The sequence below is a fragment of the Nocardioides sp. genome (assembly GCF_031397825.1).
GTDB lineage: Bacteria > Actinomycetota > Actinomycetes > Propionibacteriales > Nocardioidaceae > Nocardioides.
On record NZ_JANNML010000037.1, the window covers coordinates 1 to 24,706 of the forward strand.

25 protein-coding genes and 1 tRNA gene are annotated in these 24,706 nt (G+C 71.2%); 20 read left to right on the forward strand and 6 right to left on the reverse strand.

Going from position 1 to position 24,706, the window contains the following annotated elements; genetic code table 11:
* On the reverse strand, positions 1–1,424 hold a 1,424-nt coding region (locus RMN98_RS02845; protein ID WP_309647291.1), incomplete at its 3' end, for an alpha-amylase family glycosyl hydrolase.
* Between the two features lie 101 nt (positions 1,425–1,525).
* Here RMN98_RS02845 and RMN98_RS02850 point away from each other — a divergent pair.
* The 4 genes from RMN98_RS02850 (at position 1,526) to RMN98_RS02865 (ending at position 4,581) form a co-directional block, all read left to right on the forward strand.
* Positions 1,526–2,305, forward strand: a complete 780-nt coding sequence (locus tag RMN98_RS02850) for an enoyl-CoA hydratase-related protein (RefSeq protein WP_309647292.1) — start codon at positions 1,526–1,528, stop codon at positions 2,303–2,305.
* A 5-nt stretch (positions 2,306–2,310) separates the two neighbouring features.
* Positions 2,311–2,628, forward strand: a complete 318-nt coding sequence (locus RMN98_RS02855; RefSeq protein ID WP_309647293.1) for a hypothetical protein — start codon at positions 2,311–2,313, stop codon at positions 2,626–2,628.
* Positions 2,629–2,816: 188 nt separating this feature from the next.
* Complete coding sequence (locus RMN98_RS02860) at positions 2,817–3,605, forward strand: electron transfer flavoprotein subunit beta/FixA family protein (protein WP_309647294.1); 789 nt, start codon at positions 2,817–2,819, stop codon at positions 3,603–3,605.
* A gap of 13 nt (positions 3,606–3,618) precedes the next feature.
* Complete coding sequence (locus RMN98_RS02865; RefSeq protein ID WP_309647295.1) at positions 3,619–4,581, forward strand: electron transfer flavoprotein subunit alpha/FixB family protein; 963 nt, start codon at positions 3,619–3,621, stop codon at positions 4,579–4,581.
* Positions 4,582–4,654: 73 nt separating this feature from the next.
* Here the strand turns inward: RMN98_RS02865 and RMN98_RS02870 are convergent, their stop codons facing one another.
* Positions 4,655–6,148 (reverse strand): lysyl oxidase family protein, encoded by a 1,494-nt coding sequence (locus RMN98_RS02870; protein ID WP_309647296.1) that lies wholly within the window; start codon positions 6,146–6,148, stop codon positions 4,655–4,657.
* 115 nt (positions 6,149–6,263) lie between these two features.
* Here RMN98_RS02870 and RMN98_RS02875 point away from each other — a divergent pair, with 115 nt between their 5' ends.
* From RMN98_RS02875 to RMN98_RS02910, 8 genes are all read left to right on the forward strand, one after another.
* The gene (locus tag RMN98_RS02875; RefSeq protein WP_309647297.1) at positions 6,264–7,535 is read left to right on the forward strand and encodes a glutamate-5-semialdehyde dehydrogenase; all 1,272 of its coding nucleotides are present in this window, start codon (positions 6,264–6,266) and stop codon (positions 7,533–7,535) included.
* A gap of 31 nt (positions 7,536–7,566) precedes the next feature.
* Positions 7,567–8,190, forward strand: a complete 624-nt coding sequence (locus tag RMN98_RS02880; RefSeq protein ID WP_309647298.1) for a CDP-alcohol phosphatidyltransferase family protein — start codon at positions 7,567–7,569, stop codon at positions 8,188–8,190.
* Entirely contained in the window at positions 8,187–8,648 is a 462-nt protein-coding gene (locus RMN98_RS02885) for a hypothetical protein (protein WP_309647299.1), read from the forward strand. The genes RMN98_RS02880 and RMN98_RS02885 overlap by 4 nt, the downstream gene beginning before the upstream one ends.
* A 27-nt stretch (positions 8,649–8,675) precedes the next feature.
* Entirely contained in the window at positions 8,676–8,834 is a 159-nt protein-coding gene (locus RMN98_RS02890) for a hypothetical protein (protein WP_309647300.1), read from the forward strand.
* A gap of 10 nt (positions 8,835–8,844) precedes the next feature.
* Positions 8,845–9,504 carry a nicotinate-nucleotide adenylyltransferase gene (gene nadD / locus RMN98_RS02895; RefSeq protein ID WP_309647301.1) on the forward strand — a complete coding sequence of 220 codons (660 nt, stop codon included), beginning with the start codon at positions 8,845–8,847 and terminating at the stop codon, positions 9,502–9,504.
* The gene (rsfS, locus tag RMN98_RS02900) at positions 9,501–9,884 is read left to right on the forward strand and encodes a ribosome silencing factor (protein WP_309647302.1); all 384 of its coding nucleotides are present in this window, start codon (positions 9,501–9,503) and stop codon (positions 9,882–9,884) included. Before nadD ends, rsfS begins: the two co-directional genes overlap by 4 nt.
* Entirely contained in the window at positions 9,877–10,497 is a 621-nt protein-coding gene (locus tag RMN98_RS02905; protein WP_309647303.1) for a histidine phosphatase family protein, read from the forward strand. Before rsfS ends, RMN98_RS02905 begins: the two co-directional genes overlap by 8 nt.
* Positions 10,498–10,591: 94 nt before the next feature.
* Positions 10,592–10,667 (forward strand) — tRNA-Ala (locus RMN98_RS02910).
* A gap of 55 nt (positions 10,668–10,722) precedes the next feature.
* On the opposite strand, the gene RMN98_RS02915 is transcribed toward RMN98_RS02910, so the two are convergent.
* On the reverse strand, positions 10,723–11,568 hold the full coding sequence (locus RMN98_RS02915; protein WP_309647304.1) for an acyl-CoA thioesterase domain-containing protein: 846 nt from the start codon (positions 11,566–11,568) through the stop codon (positions 10,723–10,725).
* Positions 11,569–11,654: 86 nt separating this feature from the next.
* On the opposite strand from RMN98_RS02915, the gene RMN98_RS02920 reads away from it, so the two are divergent.
* Positions 11,655–12,020, forward strand: a complete 366-nt coding sequence (locus tag RMN98_RS02920; RefSeq protein WP_309647305.1) for a hypothetical protein — start codon at positions 11,655–11,657, stop codon at positions 12,018–12,020.
* A 100-nt stretch (positions 12,021–12,120) separates the two neighbouring features.
* Positions 12,121–13,761 carry an acyl-CoA synthetase gene (locus RMN98_RS02925; RefSeq protein WP_309647306.1) on the forward strand — a complete coding sequence of 547 codons (1,641 nt, stop codon included), beginning with the start codon at positions 12,121–12,123 and terminating at the stop codon, positions 13,759–13,761.
* Between the two features lie 30 nt (positions 13,762–13,791).
* On the opposite strand, the gene RMN98_RS02930 is transcribed toward RMN98_RS02925, so the two are convergent.
* Together RMN98_RS02930 and RMN98_RS02935 are read right to left on the reverse strand one after the other, a co-directional pair.
* The gene (locus tag RMN98_RS02930) at positions 13,792–14,391 is read right to left on the reverse strand and encodes an acetoacetate decarboxylase family protein (RefSeq protein ID WP_309647307.1); all 600 of its coding nucleotides are present in this window, start codon (positions 14,389–14,391) and stop codon (positions 13,792–13,794) included.
* Complete coding sequence (locus RMN98_RS02935) at positions 14,388–15,845, reverse strand: NAD(P)/FAD-dependent oxidoreductase (protein ID WP_309647308.1); 1,458 nt, start codon at positions 15,843–15,845, stop codon at positions 14,388–14,390. Before RMN98_RS02935 ends, RMN98_RS02930 begins: the two co-directional genes overlap by 4 nt.
* 70 nt (positions 15,846–15,915) lie before the next feature.
* On the opposite strand from RMN98_RS02935, the gene RMN98_RS02940 reads away from it, so the two are divergent.
* Together RMN98_RS02940 and RMN98_RS02945 are read left to right on the forward strand one after the other, a co-directional pair.
* The gene (locus RMN98_RS02940) at positions 15,916–16,896 is read left to right on the forward strand and encodes a helix-turn-helix domain-containing protein (RefSeq protein ID WP_309647309.1); all 981 of its coding nucleotides are present in this window, start codon (positions 15,916–15,918) and stop codon (positions 16,894–16,896) included.
* Between the two features lie 69 nt (positions 16,897–16,965).
* On the forward strand, positions 16,966–19,041 hold the full coding sequence (locus tag RMN98_RS02945; protein ID WP_309647310.1) for a PhoX family phosphatase: 2,076 nt from the start codon (positions 16,966–16,968) through the stop codon (positions 19,039–19,041).
* 67 nt (positions 19,042–19,108) lie between these two features.
* On the opposite strand, the gene RMN98_RS02950 is transcribed toward RMN98_RS02945, so the two are convergent.
* Positions 19,109–19,870: a 3-oxoacyl-ACP reductase family protein gene (locus tag RMN98_RS02950; protein ID WP_309647311.1), complete on the reverse strand. Its 762-nt coding sequence runs from the start codon at positions 19,868–19,870 to the stop codon at positions 19,109–19,111.
* Positions 19,871–19,973: 103 nt separating this feature from the next.
* Here RMN98_RS02950 and RMN98_RS02955 point away from each other — a divergent pair, with 103 nt between their 5' ends.
* From RMN98_RS02955 to RMN98_RS02970, 4 genes are all read left to right on the forward strand, one after another.
* Positions 19,974–20,600 carry a TetR/AcrR family transcriptional regulator gene (locus RMN98_RS02955; RefSeq protein WP_309647312.1) on the forward strand — a complete coding sequence of 209 codons (627 nt, stop codon included), beginning with the start codon at positions 19,974–19,976 and terminating at the stop codon, positions 20,598–20,600.
* Between the two features lie 144 nt (positions 20,601–20,744).
* A complete protein-coding gene (leuS, locus tag RMN98_RS02960) occupies positions 20,745–23,237 on the forward strand; it encodes a leucine--tRNA ligase (RefSeq protein ID WP_309647313.1) in 2,493 nt (830 codons plus the stop codon).
* A 38-nt stretch (positions 23,238–23,275) separates the two neighbouring features.
* Positions 23,276–24,130, forward strand: a complete 855-nt coding sequence (locus RMN98_RS02965; protein ID WP_309647314.1) for a DegV family protein — start codon at positions 23,276–23,278, stop codon at positions 24,128–24,130.
* Between the two features lie 197 nt (positions 24,131–24,327).
* Positions 24,328–24,706, forward strand: a 379-nt coding sequence (locus RMN98_RS02970) for a hypothetical protein (RefSeq protein WP_309647315.1), incomplete at its 3' end; no start/stop codon positions are given.

Here is a 24,706-nt window from a genome sequence, read left to right on the forward strand (position 1 = left end):
CGCAGGGTGAAGCCGTCGTGGCAGGTCACGAAGTTCACCGAGGCGTACGGCGACCGGCCGTCGTCGGCGTAGAGGTCGGAGGAGCCGGCGAGCCGGGACGCCACGTCGCGCACGCCGGTGCCGTCGCCGCGCCAGAAGCCGCGCATCGTGTCGCGGTACTGGTCGTTCCACTCCACCCACGGCGGCGGGAACTCACCCACGCGATAGCCGTCCATCGAGGCGTCCCACGGCTCGGCGATCAGCTTCACGTGCCGCAGCACCGGGTCCTGGCCGATCGCGACGAGGAGGTGGGAGGCCATGTCGACCTGCTTGCCCGTGCGGGTGAGCGCGGACAGCAGGTCGAAGCGGAAGCCGTCGACGTGCATCTCGGTCACCCAGTGACGCAGGGAGTCGAGGATCAGCCGCAGCGCGAAGGGGTTGGCGGCGTCGACGGTGTTGCCGCAGCCGGTCACGTCCCAGTAGGTGTCGACGACCGGAGCGCCGGGCGCCGGTGGGTGGACCCGGGTGTAGATGCTGTCGTCGAGACCGCGGAACGAGAGCGTGGGCCCGTCGGAGCCGGCCTCGGCGGTGTGGTTGTAGACCACGTCGAGGATGACCTCGAGCCCCGCCTCGTGGAAGGCCTTGACCATCGCCTTGAACTCCGTGACCTGCTGACCGCGGTCACCGGAGGAGGAGTAGGCGTTGTGCGGGGCGAAGTAGCCGATGGAGTTGTAGCCCCAGTAGTTGGTCAGACCGCGCTCGACGAGGGCCGGCTCGGAGACGAACTGGTGCACGGGGAGCAGCTCGATCGCCGTCACGCCGAGGTCGCGGAGGTAGTCGACGACCGCCGGTGTCGCCAGCCCGGCGTAGGTCCCGCGCAGGTGCTCGGGCACCCGGTCGTGGAGGGCGGTCATGCCCTTGACGTGGGCCTCGTAGATGACCGAGTCGCGCCAGCGGTGTCGGGGAGCGGTGTCGTCGCCCCAGTCGAAGTCGTCAGCGACGACGACGCTGCGGGGCACGAACGGCGCGGAGTCGGTGGGCTCGGGGGACTCCACCCCCTGCTCGTCGACGACGTGGCCGTAGATGGCGGGGTCGAGGGTCACCTCACCGCTCACGGCCCGGGCGAAGGGGTCGAGCAGCAGCTTGTCGTGGTTGAAGCGCAGCCCGGCGTCGGGGTCCCACGGTCCCTCGAAACGGAATCCGTAGCGCGTGCCCGGTGCCACCCCCGGCAGGGCGCCGTGCCAGATGCCCAGGGACTGCTCGGTGAGCCGGTGGCGGCTCTCGCCGTCCTCCTCGTCGAAGAGGCACACCCACGCGACGCGGGCGCGGGGGGCGTGCACCGCGAAGTTGGTGGCCTCGGGGGACCAGGTCGCGCCGAGCGGGTAGTTCTTGCCCGGCCAGACCGCCGCCCGATCGCCGAGGTTGCGCCAGAGGCCAGGAGTCACGGACGCATTGTTGCCCATCCGGTGTGCCGGGTGTCCGGTGTTCCGTCCGTGGTGGCAGGCTCGTGGGCCTGAACCGGCACCACCCGACCAAGGAGACCCAGATGGCAGAGTTCGTGACCCTCGAGGTGAGCGACGGCGTGGGCACGATCCGTCTCGACCGCCCGAAGATGAACGCGATCAGCGTCCAGGTGCAGGCCGAGCTCCGTGCAGCGGCCGCCGAGGCCAGCGAGCGCGACGACGTCAAGGCCGTGGTCGTCTACGGCGGCGAGCGGGTGTTCGCCGCCGGCAACGACGTCAAGGAGATGGCGGCGCTGAGCTATGCCGACATGGTCACCGTGTCGGGCTCGGTGCAGTCGGCCGTCAGCGCCGTCGCGGCGATCCCCAAGCCGGTCGTCGCTGCGATCACCGGCTATGCCCTCGGCGGTGGTTGTGAGCTGGCGCTGGCCGCCGACATCCGGATCGCCGCCGACGACGTGACGCTCGGCCAGCCGGAGGTGCTGCTCGGGATCATCCCCGGCGCCGGTGGCACCCAGCGGCTGAGCCGTCTGGTCGGGCCGAGCAAGGCGAAGGACATCATCTTCACCGGCCGCTTCGTGAAGGCCGACGAGGCGTTGGCGATCGGGCTGGTCGACCGGCTGGTGCCGGCGGAGTCGGTCTACGACGAGGCCGTGGCGTGGGCGCGTCAGTTCACGGGCGCTGCGTCGCTGGCCGTGCGGGCCGCCAAGGAGAGCATCGACCGCGGGCTCGAGGTCGACCTCGCCACGGGGCTCGAGATCGAGCGACTCCAGTTCGCCGCGCTCTTCGCGACCGAGGACCAGACCAACGGTATGCAATCCTTCGTCGAGAACGGTCCGGGCAAGGCTCAGTTCGAGGGACGGTGACGCAGGTGGCTGATCGCAGGTCGAGCGCGCGGGTGCGCGTGATCGTTGCGCGGGTGGTGTGGGCGCTCTTCGTGGTCTGTGCCTCGGCGCTGGCCGTCGCAGCGCTCCTCATCGCGCTCGACGCCGAGCCGACCAATCCCTTCGTGGAGTTCGTCCTCGACCTCGCCGACGGTGTCGACCTGGGCATCTTCAGCCTCGAGAACCCGATCAAGAAGTTCGGCGGGGAGAACGGCGAGACCACCACGGCGCTGTTCAACTACGGTCTCGGCGCCGTCGCCTACCTCGTCGTCGGGCGGCTGCTGGAGCGCGTGATCCGCCCCTGACCAGGGGCGGGGCACACTGGTGGTGACCCACCGCACCGTGTGAGTTAGTCCACCGCGGACTTGTGTTCCGCGGCTCCTGACTCGGCGGTAACCTGCCAGAACCATCAGTTCTCAGGTCACGTCCGTGACCTTCACGAGCACTCAGGAGGGGCCGTCCAGGCCACACCACCATGAACATTGTCGTCTGTGTGAAGCACGTGCCCGACGCGACCGCCGACCGGCGCTTCGAGTCGGACAACACCGTAGACCGCGTCGGCGTCGACGGTCTCCTCTCCGAGCTCGACGAGTACGCCGTCGAGCAGGCGCTCCAGATCAAGGAGAAGTCGGAGAACCCTGCCGACGTCACCGTCACCGCGCTCTGCGTGGGTCCCGAGAAGGCCCTCGACGCGGTCCGCAAGGCTCTGCAGATGGGCGCCGACGAGGGCATCCACGTCTCCGACGAGGCCATCGCCGGCTCCGACTACGCCGCGACCTCGCTGGTGCTGGCCAAGGCCGTCGAGAAGATCGTGGCCGACAAGGGTCAGGCCGACCTCGTCATGTGCGGCATGGCGTCCACCGACGCCTCCGGCAGCGTCGTCCCGGCCATGCTCGCCGAGCGTCTCAACCTCCCGCAGATCACGTTCGCCTCGGTCATCGAGACCCAGGGCGACCAGGTCCGCATCAAGCGTGACGGCGACACGGCCACCGAGGTCATCGGCGGCACCATGCCGCTGGTCCTCTCGGTGACCGACCAGACGGGTGAGGCCCGCTACCCCTCCTTCAAGGGCATCATGGCCGCGAAGAAGAAGCCGCTCGCGACCTGGTCGCTGAGCGACATCGGTGTCGACGCCGGCGAGGTCGGCCTCTCGGTCGCCTGGTCCGAGGTCGTCGACACGACCGCCCGCCCGCCGCGCACGGCCGGCGAGATCGTCAAGGACGAGGACGGCTCGGGCGCTGGCGCGCTCACCGACTTCCTCGCGTCCAAGAAGTTCATCTGAGGAGCGTCTGCTGATGTCTGAAGTTCTGGTTCTCATCGACCACGTCGACGGCGCGGTCCGCAAGCCCACCTACGAGCTGCTCGCGATCGCCAAGCGGCTCGGCGAGCCCTCCGCGGTCTTCATCGGCTCGGCCGACCAGGCCGCCGGCGCGACCGAGGCGGTCACCAAGTTCGGTGCCGCGAAGGTCTACACCGTCGACGACACCGAGATCAGGGGCTACCTCGTGGCCCCCAAGGCCGAGGTGCTCCAGCAGCTCGCGGAGAAGGCGTCGCCCGCCGCGATCCTGATCACGTCCTCCGCCGAGGGCAAGGAGATCGCGGGTCGCCTCGCGATCAAGCTCGGCTCCGGCATCATCACCGACGCGGTCGACGTGCAGGCCGACGGCGACACCGTCGTCACGACGCAGTCGGTCTTCGCCGGCAACTACACCGTGCAGGCGAAGGTCACGCAGGGCACGCCGATCATCACGGTCAAGCCCAACGCCGCCGCCCCCGAGGAGGAGGCCGGCTCCGGCACGGTCGAGGAGTTCGCAGCGACGATCTCCGACGCCGCCAAGACCGCCCAGATCGTGGCCTCGCAGCCGCGCAAGGCGACGGGCCGTCCCGAGCTCACCGAGGCCGCGATCGTGGTCTCCGGTGGTCGTGGCACCGGTGGCAACTTCGAGCCCATCGAGGGTCTCGCCGACGCCCTGGGCGCGGCGGTCGGTGCCTCGCGTGCCGCGGTCGACTCCGGCTGGATGCCCCACACCTTCCAGGTGGGCCAGACCGGCAAGACGGTCTCGCCGCAGCTCTACGTCGCCAACGGCATCTCCGGCGCCATCCAGCACCGCGCCGGCATGCAGACCTCGAAGACGATCATCGCCGTCAACAAGGACGACGAGGCCCCGATCTTCGAGCTCGTCGACTTCGGCGTCGTGGGCGACCTGCACGCGGTCCTGCCTGCCGCCACCGAGGCGATCAACCAGCGCAAGGGCTGAGCCGCCCGGCAGTAGCAGCACCAGCGCCCCGTCACCGTGAGGTGGCGGGGCGCTGTGCCGTCGGCGGGCGGGGTCAGAAGCCGCCGCGGCCGCGGTTGCCCGGCTCGACGACCAGGCCCACTCGCGGGACCTTCACCGTGCGGGCGCCCGGCGTGCCGCCGATGACGATCCTGCGCAGAGCGACGTTGTTGTCCGTCGAGGCCTCCACGAGCGCGCCGCGGGGGTTGGCCCTCACCTCGATGTAGTAGGTGCCGTTGGGCAGCCCCTCGAGGTTGAAGGACTGGCCGGCGCGGAACTGCGCGTAGGTGTCGCCCCACCCGGACGCGAGCACCTCGCGGATCGACAGCGAGCCGTAGTCGCCGCACGCCGTGGACAGGTCGGTGTTCTCCGGGTTCCACACCGCGGACGGGACGGTGGTGTCGACGGCGTCGGTGTTGGCCAGGCAGAAGGCCTCCTTGCGTGACGTCACGATCGCGGTCTTGTCGGCCTTGAGCAGCGTGTAGCTGGCGAAGTCCTTGAAGTGCCAGTGCTGGTGGGTCGGCTTCTCGTCCCAGTGGAAGTGGCCCACCTTCCGGTAGCCGGTCTGGGTGCCCTCGGCGTCGAAGAAGTACTGGTAGCCCTCCATCTCGTCCTCGCCCTCCTTGCGGAAGCCGTCGACGACCAGGGGGCTGTCGCCGCCGTTCCACACGGTCGCCGAGAACTGCAGGAACGACCCGTTGGGTGCCACCTGGATGCCCCAGGCCGGCAACGAGCGCAGGTCGGGACGAGGCCCGGCGACCTCGCCGTCGGCGGCCTTGGTGGGCTCCTGCCGGGCGGGCGTCGCGACGCCGCGCTCCGTCGTACGACGGCCCTCGCCGCTGTAGTCCTCCTTCGTCACCACCAGGGTGAAGGTGCGCGTCGACTCGGCCGCCGACAGCCCGAAGGCCTTCGCGTAGGGGGCGCCGACAGCGGCGGTGACCCGGTAGCGGCCGGGCTCCAGCCGCAGCGGCCTGTAGGTGGTGAAGACCGGGGTCGCCCAGCCGGCCTGCACGCCCTGCACCGAGCCGATCGCGTAGGGGTTGTAGTAGCAGGAGCGGGGGTAGTCCGACGTGGCCGGCGCGTCGGGGCTGACCCGCTCGGCGTAGCCCGAGAGGCAACCACCCTGGACCATCGTCGTGGTCGGCCCGGCCTTGACCGGGTCGAAGCTCAGCTTGAGGAAGTGGCGCAGGCCGCTGAAGGTGGACATGGACCCGGCCGGCAGGGCCACGTCGCCGGTGGCCGAGCGCCACACGGTGCGGATCGGCTGGTCGTAGCCGGTGCGGGTCGACCACAGCTCGAACGGCTGGTCCTGGGCGACCAGGCGCAGGCCGAGGTCGGTGTAGACGCGCCCGCCGTAGGAGTAGGCCTCGACCCGGTCCGGCGACCAGAGGGTCACCGGGGCGTCACCCTCCGCGCGCTGCGCGGCAGGGGCGGCGTCGGCGCCCGCGGAGAGGGCGGGGAGCGCCGGGAGGAGGAGCGCGAGCGCGGCCAGACCGGCGGCCCGTCGGGCGGTGCTGCGGGCCGAGGAGCGGGGTGAGGTGCGAGGCATGGGGTTCCTCCTGAGGAATGGTGTCCGAGGACTACGACGCAACCTAGGTGGGTTTGGTTGCCCAGGAGCGCGAGACACCCGCGGAGCGGGTCCTCGGCTCTCCTAGGCTCGGACCATGACGCAGGCGCACCGTGGAGACGACATCGAGCAGCAGGTCCTCGCCGTGGCCCGCCGCGCACGCGAGGCCAGCCACGCGCTGGCGCTGGCCACCCGGGCCGAGAAGGACCGCGCACTGCTCGCGATGGCCGGGTCACTGCTCGAGCGCAGCGACGAAGTCCTCGCGGCCAACGCGGAGGACGTGACGCGTGCCGAGGCCGGCGGCACCCCCGCCAACATCGTCGACCGGCTGCGCCTGACCGACGACCGCCTCGTGGTCATGGCCCAGGGGCTGCGTGACGTCGCCGGACTGCCCGACCCCGTGGGCGAGGTGGTGCGGGGGAGCACGCTGGCCAACGGGCTCGAGCTGCGCCAGGTGCGGGTGCCCTTCGGCGTCGTCGGGATGATCTACGAGGCGCGCCCCAACGTCACCGCCGACGCCGCGGGCATCTGCCTCAAGTCGGGCAACGCGGTGCTCCTGCGCGGCAGCTCGAGCGCCCGGTCCAGCAACGCCGCGATCGTGGCGGTGCTGCGCGACGCCGCGGTTGCCGTCGGCCTCGACGCCGACGTCGTCCAGCTCGTGCCGGGTGACTCCCACGACAGCGTCAAGGCCCTGATGCGGGCCCGGGGCCTCGTCGACGTGCTGATCCCGCGCGGTGGCGCCGGGCTGATCCGCTCGGTGGTCGAGGAGTCGACCGTCCCCGTGATCGAGACCGGGGTCGGCAACTGCCACGTCTACGTCGACCGTGCCGCCGACCTCGACAAGGCACTCGCGATCGTGCTCAACGCCAAGACCCACCGCACCAGCGTCTGCAACGCCGCCGAGTCGCTGCTGGTGCACGCCGAGGTCGCCGACGTCTTCCTGCCGCGGGTCGTCGCAGCGTTGCAGGACGCCGACGTGACCATCCATGGAGACCCCGCCTTCCAGGCCCACGAGGGGGTGCTGGCTGCCACCGACGAGGACCACGCGACCGAGTACCTCTCGCTCGACATCAGCGCCGCCGTCGTGGCGGACCTCGACGCTGCGCTGGCGCACATCCGGCGCTTCTCGAGCCGGCACAGCGACGCGATCGTGACCGAGGACCAGTCGGCGGCCCGCCGCTTCGTGGCGAGCGTGGACTCGGCCGCCGTGCTCGTCAACGCCTCGACGCGCTTCACCGACGGCGGCGAGTTCGGCTTCGGGGCGGAGATCGGGATCAGCACCCAGAAGCTGCACGCGCGCGGCCCGATGGGGCTGCCGGAGATGACGTCGACGAAGTACGTCGTGACCGGCGACGGCCACGTTCGCTGACCCGGGCCCCCGCCGCGATAGCGTTCCGCCCATGCCCGTGAGCGACGCGTCCGTCTACGCCGATCCGTCGGCCGAGAGGCTGTTCACCGGTGCGACGGTGATCACCTTCGTCCGCACGGTCGTGTCGTTGGCCCTGTGCCTCTACGCCGCGGTCGACGAGGACCTCACGCTGCTGGTCGTCGGCCTGGTCGTCTACTGGGTCGGTGACATGGCGGACGGAGGCTACGCCCGGCTCTTCGACTGCGAGACCCGCATCGGCGGCACGCTCGACATCATGTGCGACCGCATCAACTGCGCCGGGTTCTACATCGGGCTGGCGTGGCTCCAGCCCGAGATGGTGCTGCCGGTCTCGGTCTACCTCTTCAACTTCATGGTCATCGACATGTTCCTGTCGCTGGCCTTCCTGGCCTGGCCGATCCGCAGCCCCAACTACTTCTACGTCGTGGACGCCCGCCTCTACCGGTGGAACTGGTCCAAGCCGGCCAAGGCGCTCAACTCGGCGCTCTTCGCGGTGCTGCTGCTGGTCACCGGCTGGTGGCAGGTCGGGCTCGTGATCGCGCTGGCGCTGGTCGTGCTCAAGTGCGTCTCGCTGCGGTGGCTCTTCCAGCTCGGGCTGCCGGTGCCCGAGCGCGCTGGGAGCACCAGCGCGACATGAGCCTCAGCCTGGCCTTCTGGACCTTCGGCGTCAGCATTGCCTCGGCGTTGTTCCCGCTGATCAACATGGAGGTCATCCTCGGCGGCATGGCGGCGACCGTCGGGGGCCACGCGTTCACCCTGGCTGCCATCGCCGGCGCAGGCCAGACCATCGGCAAGATCGTCTGGTACGAGGCGACGCGACGCAGCATCGAGACCGACTGGGTGCAGAAGAAGCTCACCGGTGACAAGGTGAAGGCCAGCTATGCCCGCTGGCAGGCTCGCATGGAGGGGCGTCCCTTCTTCGCCGGGGCGATCATGCTGATCTCCTCCTTCGGAGGTATCCCGCCGCTGCTCGTGATGGCCGCGGTCGCCGGTGCGCTGAAGATGCGGATGTGGGTCTTCCTGCCCACGATCTTCGTCGGGCGCACCCTGCGGTTCTGGCTGGTGCTCGCCGGGGTCGAGTCACTTCTCGGTTGAGGGGAGGGGGCCGGTAGGATCTGCGGCATGTCGCTGAGCCAGATCACGCTGTCCCTGAGCCGGGCCGCCGCGGAGCACCACGAGCAGGTCATCAACCCCTGGTGGGTCGGGCTCATCGCCATCGGCATCCTCCTCGGGATGCTCTTCGCCCTGGTCGCCTTCGGCGGAGGACGCGAGCACAGCTGAGTGTCGACGCATGACTGACGCCACCCCCGTTCGCCGCCGTGTCGGCGTCATGGGTGGCACGTTCGACCCCATCCACCACGGGCACCTCGTCGCGGCCTCCGAGGTGCAGGCGTGGTTCGACCTCGACGAGGTCGTCTTCGCCCCGACGGGTCGGCCCTGGCAGAAGTCCGAGCGCGACGTCTCGCCTCCCGAGCACCGTTACCTGATGACAGTGATCGCGACCGCGGCCAACCCGCGGTTCACCGTGTCGCGCGTCGACATCGACCGCGAGGGGCCGACCTACACCGTCGACACGTTGCGCGACCTCAGCGCCGCGATGCCCGACGCCGACCTCTACTTCATCACCGGCGCCGACGCGCTGACCGACATCTTCAGCTGGCACGACGCCGACGGCCTCTTCGACCTCGCCCAGTTCGTCGGCTGCACGCGTCCCGGCTACGACATGGACCCCGAGACCATCGCGGCCCTGCCGTCCTCGCGGGTCACGATCGTGGAGATCCCGGCGCTGGCGATCTCCTCGACCGACTGCCGTGAGCGCCAGCGACGTGGCCAGCCCGTCTGGTACCTCGTGCCCGACGGTGTGGTCCAGTACATCCAGAAGCACCGGCTCTACCCCGCCGCCGAGCCCGACCCGACTCCCACCCCGTCCCCGACCAGAGAAGCCTCATGACTGCCACCGACCATGCCGTCGAGCTCGTCGTCGCCGCCGCCCGCGCCGCGTCCGACAAGCTCGCCACCCAGATCGTCGCCTTCGACGTGAGCGAGCAGCTCGCGATCACCGATGCCTTCGTCCTCGCCTCGGCGTCCAACGACCGCCAGGTCAAGGCGATCGTCGACGCGGTCGAGGACTCGCTGCGCGCCATCGGCTCCAAGCCGGTCCGCCGCGAGGGCGAGCGCGACGGTCGTTGGGTGCTCATCGACTACGGCGAGATCGTCGTGCACGTGCAGCACGAGGAGGAGCGTCAGTTCTACGCCCTCGAGCGGCTGTGGCGCGACTGCCCCACGATCAAGCTGCCCGCCGACGTCACGGGCCCGCCGCAGGGTGCCTGAGGCTCGCACGCTGGTCCTGCTGCGCCACGGCCGGACCGCGTGGAACCACGCGCGACGCATCCAGGGCCACGCCGACGCCGAGCTCGACGAGGCCGGCCACGCCCAGGCACAGGCCGTCGCGCAGCACGTCGCCGCGCTGCGACCGGTGCACCTGTGGAGCTCCGACCTGACCCGCGCGGCCACCACGGCGTCGTACGTCGGGCGGGCCTGCGGGCTGGAGCCGGTCGCCGATGCGCGGCTGCGGGAGTACGCCTTGGGCTCGCGCGAGGGGTGGACCCACGACGACTACGCCGCCCGCCATCCGGAGGAGTTCGCCGCCTTCCGGTCCGGCGACTTCGACGTGGTGCCCGACGGGGAGGGCACGATCGCGGTCGAGAAACGGATGCGCGCCGCGCTGCTCGACCTCCTCGACGCGACCCCCGCGGGTGGGCTGTCCGTGGCGGTGTCCCACGGCGCAGCCCTGCGCGTCGTCATCGCCTCGCTGCTGTCCTGGGACGTCGACGAGCTGCAGACGCTGGGGGCGCTGGAGAACTGCGGGTGGGCCGTGCTGACCGAGTCACCCGCGACAGGCGGCTTCCGGCTGGGTGCCTACAACCGGGTGGCTCAGCCCTAGGGCCAGCCCTGGGGGGACCCCGATTCGCGTCCCGGATCGGCGTTGGCTAATATTTCGCGAGTTGTCAGGGCCTCGGCCCGGGCAGCACCCCGATGGGGGTGTGGCGCAGCTGGTAGCGCATCTGCATGGCATGCAGAGGGTCAGGGGTTCGAGTCCCCTCACCTCCACCATCGAGAGGCGGTCTCCCACGGGAGGCCGCCTCTGGTGCATTTCCTTGCGTGTCGCTCAGGACGTCGTACGACGGGTCCCGTCGTCGTCGTAGGAGATGCCGCCCATGTCGACCACCCGCCGCGCGTTGGCCAGTGCCGTGACGACGCAGGTGCCGAGCGGGCCCGAGCGGTCGAACATCGCCGCGGTGCCGACGGAGATGCCGTCCTGCTCCAGGCGGTCGACGGCGGTCAGGCCGATCTCGACGCCGACCGGCGCGCGCACGAGGGTCAGCGTGATGTCGGTGTTGATGTGCTCCACGCCGTGGCTGCCCCAGTGGGTGACCAGGCTGGCGCCGTCCGCGATCGCGGCCGCAGCCTGGAAGGGCGTGATCGCCTCGCCGGCGACGACGGGGATCGCGGAGTTCCACGACTGCTTGCGCGAGCCGTTCTGGTGCTGGCGGAAGTCCTGCGTCCAGCCGACCTGCGAGTGGAAGTAGGGCACGTGCGGCTCGTCGGTCGGGGGAGCGACGTCGTGGGGCGGCGGGCTCGGCCGCTCGTCGGGACTCCAGACCTCGCCCTCGGTGGAGGCCGTGGGCTTGAGGAAGACCGCGCTCGCGCGGGCCACGCGCTCGCCGGCCTGGGTCATCGTGGCGTCGACCAGGCAGATCCGCGAGCCCTCGCGCACGACCTCGGTGGTGATCTCGCACGGCTTCATCCGCGCGGCCCTGAAGAGGTCGACGGTGTAGCGGGTCGGCTGGAGGTCGGCGCGCCCGAGGGCGGCGACAGCCATCTCGAGCGCGCGGCCCAGGGCTCCACTGACGGCCACGCCGTGCATCTGGTCGCTGCTCCACATGCTCTGGGCCATGGGTGTCGGGACGAGGGTGTCGCCCTCGGGGGCGAAGAAGGCGAGGGACGGGTCCACGGCGTGAGGCTAACGGCCCGGTGACAGGACCCCCGTGGAGGTCTAGCGTGCGAGCAGGTGGGGACCTGGAGAGAAGAGGGAAGAAGATGCGAGCACTCATCGCGGGAGCGGCGGCCCTGGCCGCGACGCTCCCGGTCGTGACGGCGGCCGAGGCGGCAGCGCCCAACGCGACGGTCACCGTCACGATCAAGGCAGAGGGGACCGACCTGTCCGGGACGGTCTCGAGCGCCAAGCCGCGCAGGTGCGCGGCCAACCGGACGGTCAAGCTGTTCAAGCTCATCAACGGCGAGCCGCACCTGTGGGCCAACGACACGACCGAGAAGCAGGGGACGACGTACGTCTGGTCGACGGGCAACACGGGCACGCCGGGGCGCTACTACGCCAAGGTCGGGGCCAAGCCCGGCTGCCGGGGCGACGTGAGCCCGACGATCCGGGTGATGCCGCCCTCCTGACAGGGGTCAGGAAGTTCGGCGAGGGCATACCCCCGGGGTGTGACGGACGCTACAGTTCTGGAACTTGTTCTAGTTGTGGTCGTCCCGTCCAGGAGTGCGCATGCCCGGCTTCAACCTCTCGACCGTCTTCGACACCGTCGCCCGTGCCGTCCCCGACCAGGAGGTGCTGGTCTGGCGCGACCGCCGGTTCACCTACGCCGGGATCAACGCGCGGATGGACGGGTTCGCCCACTTCCTGGTCTCCCAGGGTCTCGGCTGCCACACCGAGCGCGCCGCGCTGGCCGGCCACGAGTCCGGCCAGCACCACCACGGCATCTACCAGCGCAACGGCAACGAGTATCTCGAGGCGCTGGTGGGTGCCTGGCGCGCCCGCGTGGCGCCGTACAACATCAACTACCGCTACGTGGAGGAGGAGCTGCGCTACCTCCTCGACGACGCCTCGACCGACGCGCTGCTCTACCACGCGGAGTTCGCGCCCCAGGTGGCCGCGCTGCGTGAGCACCTGCCGGGGCTGAAGGTGCTGATCCAGGTCGAGGACGAGAGCGGCCACGCGCTGCTGCCCGGCGCCGTGGCCTACGAGTCGATCGTGACCACGCCGGTGCCCGAGCAGGGCATGCCGGTGCCCGACGGTGACGACCTGTTCATCATGTACACCGGCGGCACCACGGGGATGCCCAAGGGTGTCGTGTGGCGCCACGACGACGTGTTCATCTCCGCGATGGGCGGCCTGCCCTTCGGCACGACGACGCCCTACGCGTCCTACGACGAGATCGCGAAGGCCGCGGTCGACGGGAACGGCGGCGTGACGCTGCTGATGCTGCCGCCGTTCATGCACGGGGCGGCGCAGTGGTCGGCCTTCCACATGATCACCACCGGCGGGAAGATCGTGATCCCCGACAACGTCCACCGCATGGACCCGGTCGACGCACTCACCACCGCGATCCGTGAGAAGTGCCTGAGCATCCCGGTGGTCGGCGACGCGGTCGCGCGCCCGCTGGTGGAGGAGCTCGAGCGGGGTGACTACGACATGTCCGGTGTCGCTGCGGTCAGCAACGGCGGCGCGCCGATGTCACCGACCGTGCGCACCCGGCTGCTCGAGGCGCTGCCGCACATCATGCTGCTCGACGCCGTGGGCTCCTCGGAGACCGGCATCCAGATGAACCACTACTCCGCCAGGGGCGCCGAGGCCGACACCGCCGTCTTCGACCCGCAGCCCGACACGACCGTCGTCAGCCCGGACCTGACGCGGCGTTCGGAGCCGGGGGAGAAGGGTGGCTGGCTGGCCCGCAGCGGCCGCATCCCCCTGGGCTACCTCGGCGACGCCGACAAGACCGCGCGGACCTTCCCGGTGATCGAGGGCATCCGCTGGTCGGTGCCCGGTGACCGCGCCAACCTGCTCGAGGACGGCCGGGTGCACCTGCTCGGCCGCGACGGCGTCACCGTCAACTCCGGCGGGGAGAAGATCTTCGTCGAGGAGGTCGAGCGCGCGGTCGCCGCGCACCCGGCCGTGCGCGACGTGGTCGTCGTCGGGCGTCCCTCCGAGCGCTGGGGCAGCGAGGTCGTCGCGGTCGTCCAGGTCGCCGACGACGTCGACGTCACCGACGAGGAGATCCTGGCCGAGGCTGCGACCCACGTCGCCCGTTACAAGGTGCCCAAGGCGATCGTGCGCGTCGGCGAGATGGAGCGCTCGCCGTCCGGCAAGGCCGACTACCGCTGGGCCAAGGCGCAAGTGGTGGCGTGACGTCGTCACCCCGTGGGACGACAGGACGGGTCAGCGGCCGAAGCGCATCCGGAAGTCCTCGGCGACGACGCTGGTGAGCGGGCGACCGGCGCGCAGCCAGGCGAGCGGGCCGGCGGGGGCCAGGTCCCAGTCGGCGGTGGCGGGACGGAGCCGTCCCGAGGCGCGGATCGGGCTGGCGACGGTGCGCTCGCGCCGGGTCTGCACGACGCTGCCCCGCAGCGGGAAGGGCAGCGGCAGGCCGGGAGAGCGTCGGGGCGTGAACGACGCGCTCGCGACCGGCCCGGCGTCGGTGCCGGCAGCGAGCCCGCTGAACGTCGCCAGGTCCTTGGGGATGCCCCACAGCCCGCGGCCGCCGAGCATCGAGGTCTCGCTGTCGACCCAGATGTCGGTGATGGAGAGGCCGACCCGGCGTCCGTGACGCACGACCACGGCGGCGAGCAGCTCGTCGTAGGCCATCAGCCCGGCCTCGGAGTAGGCCACGAACGCGGTCGACACGATCGCCCGGCCGCGCACGGTCACCGGGGTCGCGCGGAAGGGCAGCGGCGGCAGCGACGCGACCGGCACGGTCCAGGTGGTCAGGTGGCCGGTGCCGGCGAGGTCCCACGGCTCCGGGGGATAGGGCGTGCTCACGAGACGACCTCGAGCTCGTCCCAGTCCACCTTCGCGGTGCGCTGCTGGTACTCCGCGACCTGGCCGGGCCAGTTGGTGGTGATGCGCGGCCCGTCGACGTACCAGCTCGAGCAGCCGGCCCACACGCTCGTGGTGAGCCGCGACTGCATCTCGGTGTCGTAGGCGTCCGCCACCTCCCGTCGTACGACGACCGCGCGAGCGCCGCCGTCGGCGATCCGGCGGGCGACCTGGGCGATGTAGGCGGCCTGCGCCTCGAGCATGTTGATGATCGAGCTGCCGCCGAGGTTGGTGTTGGGGCCGTAGACGCAGAAGAGGTTGGGGAAGTCCGGCACCGCGAGCCCGAGGTGGGCGCGGGCGCCGTCGGCCCAGTGCTCGTGCAGGTCCGCGCCGCCGACGCCGGTGACGGTCATGGGGGCGAGGAAGTCGGTGGCGGCGAAGCCGGTGCCCCAGATCAGCACGTCGGCCTCGTGGAGCACGCCGTCGGCGGTGCGCACGCCGGTGGGCTCGACGGAGGCGACGCGCTCGGTGACGACCTCGACGTGGTCGCGGGCCAGCGCGGGATACCAGTGGTTGGAGAAGAGCAGCCGCTTGCAGCCGAGCTCGTAGTCGGGCACGAGCTTGGCGCGCAGCTCGGCGTCGCGGACCTGGGCGCGCAGCGCGAGTCGCCATGTCTGCTTGAGGGCGGCCATCAGCGGGCGGGTCGCGACCGAGTCACCGGAGAGCGCGCCGTTGAAGACCTCGGTCAGCCGGAACCACGTGCGCCGCTCCGTGGCCAGCAGTGCGGGGAACCGCTCGAACGCGCGGTGGTGGCGGGCACGGTAGGCCTGGTCGGGCTTGGGGACGACGTAGGGCGCCGAGCGCTGGAAGACCGTCATCTCACGGACGCGGTCGACGATGCCGGGGACGAACTGGATGGCGCTCGCGCCGGTGCCGACGACCGCGACGCGCTTGCCGGTGAGGTCGACGTCGTGGCGCCACTGCGCGGAGTGGAAGGTGGGGCCCGCGAAGGTCTCGGCGCCCGGGAGGTCGGGGATCACCGGGTTGGAGAGCTGGCCGACGGCGGAGACGACCAGGTCGGCGGTCCAGCTCTGACCGTCCGCGGCGGCGACGTGCCACGTCAGGGTCTGCTCGTCGTAGGTCACGCTCGTGACCTCGACACCGGTGCGGACCAGGTCGAGGAGCCCCTCGCGGGCAGCGGTCTCCTGGATGTAGCCGAGGATCTCCGGCTGCTCGGAGTAGCGCCGTCCCCAGCCCGGGTTGGTCGCCCATGACCAGGAGTAGAGCGGCGAGGGCACGTCGCAGGCGGCGCCGGGGTAGGTGTTGTCGCGCCACACCCCGCCCACGCTGTCGGCGCGCTCGAGGACGGTGATGTCCGTGATGCCCTGCTGGAGGAGGGCGTGGGCGGCACCGAGGCCGCCGAAGCCGGCTCCGATGATGACGACACGGGTGCTCATGGCTCCGAAACTAGGCGCCGCACCGGGTCCGTGGGGTGCGGGAGCGGTGATCTGATTGATAATTCCGGACATGACGACCGATGTGCGCGGGTTGCCGGCCCCGGCCGCCGAGGATTGGGGCTTCCCCCGCTCGGCGGCGGGCACCGCCCTGCTCGTGGAGTACGCCGGGGCGCGCGGTGTCGGCGCTGCCCGTGCGCTGGTCGGCACGGGTCTCACCGCGGGGTCGCTCGCGACGCTGGTGCGCAGCGGCGGCGAGGTCACGGCGGCCCAGGAGCTGCGCGTCGTGCGCACCCTCCATCGGCTGCTCGGCGAGGTCGGGGTCGAGGTGGGGCAGCGCTACCGGGCCGCCACGTTCGGCGCGTTCGGCTACGCGATGCTGTCCAGCCGCACCGTGCTGGACGCCATCACCGTGGCGCTGCGGCTGATCGACCTCAGCTTCGCGTTCGCGATCCCGTGCGCGTCGCTCGTCGGGGACGAGGTCCACGTCAGCGTCGACGGCGGCGCGCTGCCCTCCGACGTACGCAGGCTGCTGGTGGAGCGCGACGCCACCGCGATCGTGACCGTCCTGGAGTCGCTCGTCCCGGGCGGCGTGGGGGCGCGGCTGACGTGGGCGCCGGGGTCGGCGGCCGTCGCGTTCGGGGTGGACCAGCTCGAGCGTCCGCTGCCGCAGCGCAGCGCCGAGCGGCTCGCGCTCGCCGAGCGGATGTGCGCCGAGGTCGTCGATGCGCGTCGGGTCCGCCGGGGGCTGGCGCAGGACGTGCGGGTGCTGATCACCCAACGCCTGCCCGAGGGCGCGCCGATGGCGGAGGTGTCGGCTGCGCTGGCCATGGGGGAGCGCACGCTGCGCCGGCGGCTGGGAGAGGAGGGAGTGGGATACCAGGCGCTGCTCGACGAGGTCCGGTCGTCGCTGGCGATGGCGCTGCTCGACGGTCGGGCCACGATGCCCGTGGCGGAGGTCGCCCGCCGCCTGGGCTATGCCGAGTCCGCCAGCTTCATCCGCGCGTTCCGTCGCTGGACCGGACGCACGCCGACCGAGGTGTCGCGCTCCTGACCACCGCAGGACATCCCCTGGTCACCTGTCTGGTCCACCCGGTTCACCGGGCGCTGGTCGGCTTGGGTCATGACCCAGACGCCCTCGCGCCCCCTGCTGCCGCTGACCCCGGTGACGCCGGCAACGCCCTCGACTCGCCACGGCTCGCGCAGCTTCATGACCTGCTTCTTCCGTTGCGGCAACGCCTGCGACCACCCCGAGCCCAACCGCTCCGGCAACGGCCATATCCAGGAGGAGATCACCAAGGCGGTCCAGCGCCGTTCGGTCCTCAAGGGTGCTGCGATCGGCACCGGTGCCCTGGTCGTCGGCTCGGGCGCAGCCTCCGGGGGCCTGGCCGCCGCAGCCGTGGAGCCCGCCGCGCGCGCTCTCTCCGGCGACCTCGCGAAGACCACGTTCAAGGCCGTCAAGCCCAACAAGCGCGACGCGGTCACCGTGGCCGAGGGGTTCACGACCTCGGTCGTGATGCGCTGGGGCGACCGTGTCGTCGCCGGCGCGCCTGCCTTCGACGTCACGAAGCAGACGCCCGAGGCGGCGCGCCAGCAGTTCGGCTACAACTGCGACTACGTCGGCGTGCTGCCGACCGGCCGCGACGAGGCCGTCATGGTCGTCAACCACGAGTACACCGACGAGAACCTGATGTTCCCCGCCGACACCTACACGCCGGCCGAGATCAAGGCGATCGCGATGAGCAACTACGGCATCTCGGTCGTCGAGCTGCGCCGTGGCGCGGCCCCGGGTGACTGGCGCCCCGAGTCCAACCTGCGCAAGGCCAAGCTCAACCGTCGTCTCCACATCGAGAGCGAGTTCAAGATCGTCGGCCCCGCCGCCGGCGACGAGCGTCTCAAGACCGTGGACGACCCCTCGGGTCGTCGTGCTCGCGGCACGCTCAACAACTGCGCCGGCGGCCTGACCCCGTGGGGCACGGCCCTGTCGGGCGAGGAGAACTTCAACTCCTACTTCGACAAGTCCGGTGCGCTCGACCCGCGCTACACCGCGCAGTACGCGCGCTACGGCATCACCGGGTCCGGCAAGGGCTGGAACGAGATCGACCCCCGCTTCGACCTCACCCTGGACCCGCACGAGCCGCACCGCTTCGGCTGGATCGTCGAGGTCGACCCGACCGACCCCTCCTCCACCCCGCGCAAGCACACGATGCTCGGTCGCTTCAAGCACGAGGGCGCCAACATCGTCATCGCCAAGAACGGCAAGGCCGTGGCCTACATGGGCGACGACGAGCGCGGTGACTACATCTACCGCTTCGTCTCGGCCGAGAAGTTCGACCCGGCCCGCACGGCCAAGGCCCGTCGCCACAACCTGACGCTGCTCACGAAGGGCACGCTGTCGGTCGCGAAGTTCTCCGGCGACGGCTCCGAGGACGGCGTCTACGACGGCACCGGCCAGTGGATCCCGCTGTGCACCGACACCACGTCGTACGTCGAGGGCATGTCGGTCGCCGACGTCCTGATCTTCACGCGTCTGGCCGCCGACAAGGTCGGCCCCACGAAGATGGACCGTCCCGAGGACGTCGAGCCCAACCTGGTCAACGGCAAGGTCTATGCCGCGCTGACCAACAACTCCAACCGCGGCAAGCCCGAGCTGCCGGTGGACGAGGCCAACCCGATCGCGTCGTCGATGGTGCGGGCGTCGCCCGGTGCGCCACTCACGTCGGCGTCGGGCAACCGCAACGGCTACGTGCTGGAGATGACGCCGACCGGCGGCCACGCGGCCAGCGGCTTCACCTGGGACCTGCTGCTCGTCTGCGGCGACCCCGCTGCGGCCGAGACCTACTTCGGCGGCGTGGACAAGTCGACGGTCAGCCCGATCAGCTGCCCCGACAACGTCAGCTTCGACTCCGAGGGACAGCTCTGGATCGCGACCGACGGCAACGTGCTCGGCTCCAACGACGGCATCTTCCGCGTCCCCACCGAGGGCCCGCTGCGCGGTCAGGTCCGCCAGTTCGTCACGATGCCCCGCGGCGCCGAGGCGTGCGGACCGCTGATCTACGACAAGAACCGCTCGCTGTTCTTCGCCGTCCAGCACCCCGGTGAGATCGACGGCGCGACCTTCGAGAACCAGGCGAGCACCTGGCCGCACACCGACGACTTCCCCCGTCCGTCGGTGGTCGTGGCCTTCCAGCGCCGCTGAGGGGCCCGACGTGTGACGAGACCCGGTGGGCGTCCTGCCCACCGGGTCTCGACGCGTCCGGAGCCGATCAGGTGATCGTCATGCCCCCGTCGACGGGCAGCGTCTGGCCGGTGATGTAGCCGGCGGCGTCGGAGGCGAGGAAGACCACGGTGGCGGCGAGCTCGGCCGGGTCCCCCTTGCGACCGGCGGGGATCCGCGGGCCCTGGGACTCCAGGTAGCCCTCGGGGTAGCTGTCGGTCATCTCCGAGGTGAAGAAGCCCGGGGCGATCGCGTTGACCCGGATGCCCTTCCGGCCGGTCCACAGCTGGGCCAGGTCGCGGGTCAGGCCGATCAGCCCGGCCTTCGATGCGGCGTAGGCCGCCTGGGGCAGGCCCGCGGTCGTGATCCCGAGGACCGAGGAGATGTTGATGATGCTGGACCCCGGCTGCATCACGCGCCCGCACTCCTGGGCCATCCAGTAGCACCCGTTGAGGTTGACGTCGATGACGCCGCGGAACTGCTCGGGCGTCTCCCGGGTGGCGGGCACGGCGGTGCCGATGCCGGCGTTGTTGACCAGGATGTCGACGCGGCCGAACTCCTCCATCGCCAGCGCCACCAGGTGGGCGCACGAGGCAGGGTCGGCCACGTCGGTGCCGACCGTGAGCGCACGGCGCCCCGCGGCCTCGACCAGGGCCGCGGTGTCGGCCATCTTCTCCACGCGGCGCGCTCCCAGCGCCAGGTCGGCGCCGGCCTCGGCCAGGCCCTGGGCGAAGGCGACGCCGAGCCCGCTCGAGGCGCCGGTCACGACGGCTACCTTGCCGTCCAGTCGGAACATGTCAGTCACAGTCATGGGTCCGACCCTAGGGCCCTGTGCGTCGACCGGCGGCGAAGTACCGGTCCGCAGGCGCGTGCTCGCGTGGCATGATCGCCCAGGAGTGGAGGAGGTGGACTCGATGGCCACCACGACCAGGGCCCGACGCAGCCCGGCCGACAAGCACGACGAGCGCCGCACGCAGCTCGCCGAGTCCGCGCTGACCACGCTGGGGGAGCGTGGCTACGCGCGCACGACGCTGCGCGAGATCGCCATCAACTCCCAGTTCAGCCACGGTGTCGTGCACTACTACTTCCAGGACAAGCTCGCGCTCATCGTCTACTGCGTGCGCCACTACAAGGCCACGTGCGTCACCCGCTACGACGAGGTCGTCGCCACGTCGACCACCGCTGAGGGGCTGCTGGGAGCGTTCTCGGCCAAGCTCGTCGAGACCCTGCGCGACGAGGCCCCGATGCACCGGCTCTGGTACGACCTGCGCTCGCAGAGCATGTTCGAGGAGTCGTTGCGCGAGGCGGTCTCGATGATCGACGCGACCCTCGAGGACATGGTCTGGCGTGTGGTCGAGCGCTACTCCGAGCTGGCCGGGCGGCCGACGGCGGTGCCGCGCGCCGCGGCGTACGGCATCGTGGACGGGCTGTTCCAGCAGGCGCTGCTCGGTCATCTCGGGGGTGACGAGACCGCGCTCGACACGATCGTCGAGCAGGTCCATGGCCTGATGCCGCTCATGCTGGCTCCCGCGCCGGCCTGACGTTCCGCTACCCTGAGGTCATGCGCAGGACCCTTCTCCTTATCTAGCCGCGTCGACACGCACACGTCGCCGCGGCTGCCCCTCGTGCTCGAGGGGTTTTTTTGTGCCCCGATGAGGTCCGACCCAGAGCCGAGAGAGAAGACGATGACCCAGCGAGAGACGGCCGAGCGGGACGAGCCCGCCACCTACGACGTGGCCGCTACCGAGCAGAAGTGGCAGCCGGTCTGGGAGCAGCTCGACCCCTTCCGAGCCGACGACTCCTCGACGCGGGAGAAGCGTTATGCGCTGACGATGTTCCCCTACCCCAGCGGCGACCTGCACATGGGTCACGCGGAGGTCACCGCGCTGCACGACGTGATCGCGCGCTACTGGTGGCAGAAGGGCTACGAGGTCCTCAACCCCATGGGCTGGGACTCCTTCGGCCTGCCCGCCGAGAACGCCGCGATCCGCAACGACGCGCACCCGGCCGACTACACCTACGGCAACATCGCCACGCAGCTGGAGTCCTTCCAGAAGTACGCCGTGAGCTTCGACTGGTCGCGCCGGTTCAACACCTCGGACCCCTCCTACTACCGCTGGACCCAGTGGCTGTTCCTGAAGATGCGGGAGCGGGGCCTGGCCTACCGCAAGAACAGTCCGGTCAACTGGTGCCCCAACGACCAGACCGTGCTGGCCAACGAGCAGGTCGTCGACGGCGCGTGCGAGCGCTGCGGGGCCGAGGTCACCAAGCGCGAGCTGACCCAGTGGTACTTCCGCACGACGGCGTACGCCCAGGAGCTGCTGGACTGCCTGGACGACCTGCAGCCGACCTGGCCCTCCAAGGTCGTCAACGCGCAGCGCAACTGGATCGGTCGCTCCGAGGGCGCCCACGTCGACTTCGTCGTCGAGGGTCGTGCCGAGCCGCTGACGGTCTACACCACCCGTCCCGACACCCTGTTCGGCGCGACGTTCATGGTGGTCGCGGCCGACGCGGCCCTGGCCACCGCGCTGGTGACCGACGAGCAGAGCGGCGCCCTGGAGGACTACCTGGTCGAGGTCCGCAAGGAGACCGAGATCGACCGGCTGTCCACCGACCGACCCAAGACGGGCGTCTTCCTGGGCGTGCACGCCGTCAACCCGCTGACCGGCGAGCGGATCCCGGTCTACGCCGCTGACTACGTCCTGGCCGACTACGGGACCGGCGCGATCATGGCGGTGCCCGCGCAGGACCAGCGCGACTGGGACTTCGCGACGGCGTTCGACCTGCCGATCGTGCGCACGGTGCAGCCGCCCGACGACTGGGAGGGCCACGACACCATGGCCTACACCGGTGACGGCCCGGCCATCAACTCCGCCAACGACAAGATCGACCTGTCGGGCATGGGCGTGGCCGAGGCGAAGTCCACGACCATCACCTACCTGGAGGGCAAGGGGCTGGGGCGCGGCACGGTCAACTTCCGCCTGCGCGACTGGCTGCTGTCGCGCCAGCGCTACTGGGGCGCCCCGATCCCGATCATCCACTGCCCGGTCGACGGCGAGGTCCCGGTCCCCGAGGACCAGCTGCCTGTCGAGCTGCCCGAGCTGCGTGGTGCGGACCTGAAGCCCAAGGGCACCTCGCCCCTGGGCGCGGCGACCGACTGGGTCAACGTCAGCTGCCCGACCTGCGGCGGTCCGGCGACGCGCGACACCGACACGATGGACACCTTCGTGGACTCGTCGTGGTACTTCTTCCGCTACGTGTCCCCCCACGACGACAGCCAGGCCCTCGACACCGCGCTGGCCAACGCGTGGGGTCCCATCGACCTCTACGTCGGCGGCGACGAGCACGCCGTGCTGCACCTGCTCTACGCGCGGTTCTTCACCAAGGCCCTGCGCGACATGGGCCTGGTCGACTGGGACGAGCCGTTCTCGGCCTACCTGTCCCAGGGCAAGGTCATCAACAACGGACGCAAGATGAGCAAGTCGCTGGGCAACGGCATCAACCTGGGCGACCAGCTGGCGGAGTTCGGCGTGGACGCCGTGCGGCTGACGTTGGTGTTCGCGAGCCCGCCCGAGGACAACATCGACTGGGCCGACGTCTCGCCCGGTGGCTCCCTGCGCTTCCTGCAGCGAGCATGGCGCCTGAGCGGCGACGTCTCCAGCGCGCCGGGCGCCGACCCGGCGACAGGTGACACCGCCCTGCGCACGCTGACGCACAAGACGGTGCACGAGGCCGAGGGGCTGATCGAGAAGCACCGCTTCAACGTCATGGTGGCTCGCACGATGGAGCTGGTCAACGCCACCCGCAAGGCGATCGACTCGGGCTGCGGCGGCGCCGACCCCGCGGTCCGCGAGGCCGTGGAGACGGTGGCGATCCTGCTGTCCCTGGTGGCGCCGTACACCGCCGAGGAGATGTGGGAGCGGCTGGGCCACGAGCCGACCGTCGCCCGGGTGGGGTGGCCGGTCGTCGACCCCGCGCTGCTGGTCGAGGAGTCGGTCACGGCCGTGGTCCAGGTCCAGGGCAAGGTCAAGGCCCGCCTGGAGGTGGCCCCCGACATCGCCGGGAGTGACCTGGAGGCACTGGCGCTGGCCGACCCGACGGTCGTGGCGGCCATCGACGGTCGTGAGGTCCGCAAGGTCGTCGTGCGGGCACCCAAGCTCGTCAACATCGTGGTCTGACCACGACCGACGCGGCGCACGCCACTACTCTCTGCCACATGTCGGTCGTCGTCGTCACGGACTCGACCGCCAGCCTCCCCGTGGAGGTGGCGGCCGAGCGCGGGATCATCGTCGTCCCGCTCCAGGTGGTCATCGGTGCCCACGCCTACGACGAGGGCTCCCCGGAGGCCACCCCGGAGCGGGTCGCGGAGGCGCTGCGCGCCTTCCGTCCCGTGAGCACCTCGCGCCCGGCGCCAGCGGTGATGCTGGATGCCTACGAGCGGGCGGCCGCCGCCGGGGCCAAGCAGATCGTGTCGGTGCACCTCTCCGGTGACATGAGCGGCACCTTCGAGTCGGCCCAGCTCGCGGCGCGCGACTCCCCGGTGCGGGTCGTGTGCGTGGACAGCCGCGAGGTCGGGGTCGCCACCGGCTACGCCGCCCTGGCCGCCGCCGACGTCATCGGTCGGGACGGCTCCGTCGAGGCAGCCGCAGCCGCCGCCCGCGCCCGCGCGGATGCCTGCTCGTCGCTGTTCTACGTCGACACGTTGGAGTACCTCCGACGCGGCGGTCGCATCGGGGCAGCTGCCGCGCTGTTCGGGGGTGCCCTCGCGGTCAAGCCGCTGCTCACCATCGAGGACGGCGTCGTCGCGTCGCTGGAGAAGGTCCGGACCTCGGGCAGGGCACTGGCCCGGCTCGAGGAGCTGGCCGTGGCTGCCGCGGGTGACGCCGAGATCGACCTGTGCGTCGCCCACCTCGCCAACGAGGAGCGCGCCGACCTCCTCGCTGACAAGCTCCGGACCCGGTTGGCCGACAACCTCGGCGACCGGGAGGTCTGGTGCGGTGAGCTCGGCGCGGTCCTCGGGGCTCACGTGGGTCCCGGCATGATCGCCGTCTGCGTGGCGCCGCGGCTCTGAGTCCGGGGTCGCGGTCTCGCCTCCCGGGCGGTGGGTGGTGGGCGGTGTGGTGGGTGTCGGACCGCCCGTAGCTCACCGCCCGGGCGTGACGCCGACACTGGCCCGGGAGCCGTCCACAGCCGCCGCTCAGCCCGCGTCGTCCACAGGCACGCCGTCGATGCGAGCGCTCCGGGTGCCGTCCTGCCTACGGTCCTTCCATGCGATCTCGACGCTCGGGCCAGGACCACGACGCCGCCGTCGCGCGGCGGCTGGAGCAGCTGCGCACGGAGCTGGACGCGACGCGTGGCGGGCAGGGGGCGGCACCCGCGGTGGTCGCGCCGGTGGTCGAGCCCGCCGCCGGTGGCGAGTGGTGGGAGGGCCACACCCGGGTGGCCGTGCGCCCTCTGGTGGTCGTGCCACCGCTCGAGTCGCCGCCCGCCGAGCCACGCCGGCCGCAACCGGTGGAGGTGCCCGGGCCGTCCGCGCCCGCCGAGCCCCCCTGGGTGCCGGTGCCCGGACGGCACGCCGCGCGCCGCCGCCGACCCGGGCTGGCGGAGGCCCTGCCCGACACGCTGAGGGGACGTGTCGGTCTCGGGC

What these genes read in the sequence shown, in the direction of transcription:
- RMN98_RS02850 (WP_309647292.1), top strand. Translation starts at nt 1,526, where the DNA reads ATGGCAGAGTTCGTGACCCTCGAGGTGAGCGACGGCGTGGGCACGATC.
- RMN98_RS02865 (WP_309647295.1), top strand. Translation starts at nt 3,619, where the DNA reads ATGTCTGAAGTTCTGGTTCTCATCGACCACGTCGACGGCGCGGTCCGC.
- RMN98_RS02870 (WP_309647296.1), bottom strand. Translation starts at nt 6,148, where the DNA reads ATGCCTCGCACCTCACCCCGCTCCTCGGCCCGCAGCACCGCCCGACGG.
- RMN98_RS02875 (WP_309647297.1), top strand. Translation starts at nt 6,264, where the DNA reads ATGACGCAGGCGCACCGTGGAGACGACATCGAGCAGCAGGTCCTCGCC.
- RMN98_RS02880 (WP_309647298.1), top strand. Translation starts at nt 7,567, where the DNA reads ATGCCCGTGAGCGACGCGTCCGTCTACGCCGATCCGTCGGCCGAGAGG.
- RMN98_RS02885 (WP_309647299.1), top strand. Translation starts at nt 8,187, where the DNA reads ATGAGCCTCAGCCTGGCCTTCTGGACCTTCGGCGTCAGCATTGCCTCG.
- RMN98_RS02890 (WP_309647300.1), top strand. Translation starts at nt 8,676, where the DNA reads ATGTCGCTGAGCCAGATCACGCTGTCCCTGAGCCGGGCCGCCGCGGAG.
- nadD (WP_309647301.1), top strand. Translation starts at nt 8,845, where the DNA reads ATGACTGACGCCACCCCCGTTCGCCGCCGTGTCGGCGTCATGGGTGGC.
- rsfS (WP_309647302.1), top strand. Translation starts at nt 9,501, where the DNA reads ATGACTGCCACCGACCATGCCGTCGAGCTCGTCGTCGCCGCCGCCCGC.
- RMN98_RS02920 (WP_309647305.1), top strand. Translation starts at nt 11,655, where the DNA reads ATGCGAGCACTCATCGCGGGAGCGGCGGCCCTGGCCGCGACGCTCCCG.
- RMN98_RS02925 (WP_309647306.1), top strand. Translation starts at nt 12,121, where the DNA reads ATGCCCGGCTTCAACCTCTCGACCGTCTTCGACACCGTCGCCCGTGCC.
- RMN98_RS02935 (WP_309647308.1), bottom strand. Translation starts at nt 15,845, where the DNA reads ATGAGCACCCGTGTCGTCATCATCGGAGCCGGCTTCGGCGGCCTCGGT.
- RMN98_RS02940 (WP_309647309.1), top strand. Translation starts at nt 15,916, where the DNA reads ATGACGACCGATGTGCGCGGGTTGCCGGCCCCGGCCGCCGAGGATTGG.
- RMN98_RS02945 (WP_309647310.1), top strand. Translation starts at nt 16,966, where the DNA reads ATGACCCAGACGCCCTCGCGCCCCCTGCTGCCGCTGACCCCGGTGACG.
- RMN98_RS02950 (WP_309647311.1), bottom strand. Translation starts at nt 19,870, where the DNA reads ATGACTGTGACTGACATGTTCCGACTGGACGGCAAGGTAGCCGTCGTG.
- RMN98_RS02955 (WP_309647312.1), top strand. Translation starts at nt 19,974, where the DNA reads ATGGCCACCACGACCAGGGCCCGACGCAGCCCGGCCGACAAGCACGAC.
- leuS (WP_309647313.1), top strand. Translation starts at nt 20,745, where the DNA reads ATGACCCAGCGAGAGACGGCCGAGCGGGACGAGCCCGCCACCTACGAC.
- RMN98_RS02965 (WP_309647314.1), top strand. Translation starts at nt 23,276, where the DNA reads ATGTCGGTCGTCGTCGTCACGGACTCGACCGCCAGCCTCCCCGTGGAG.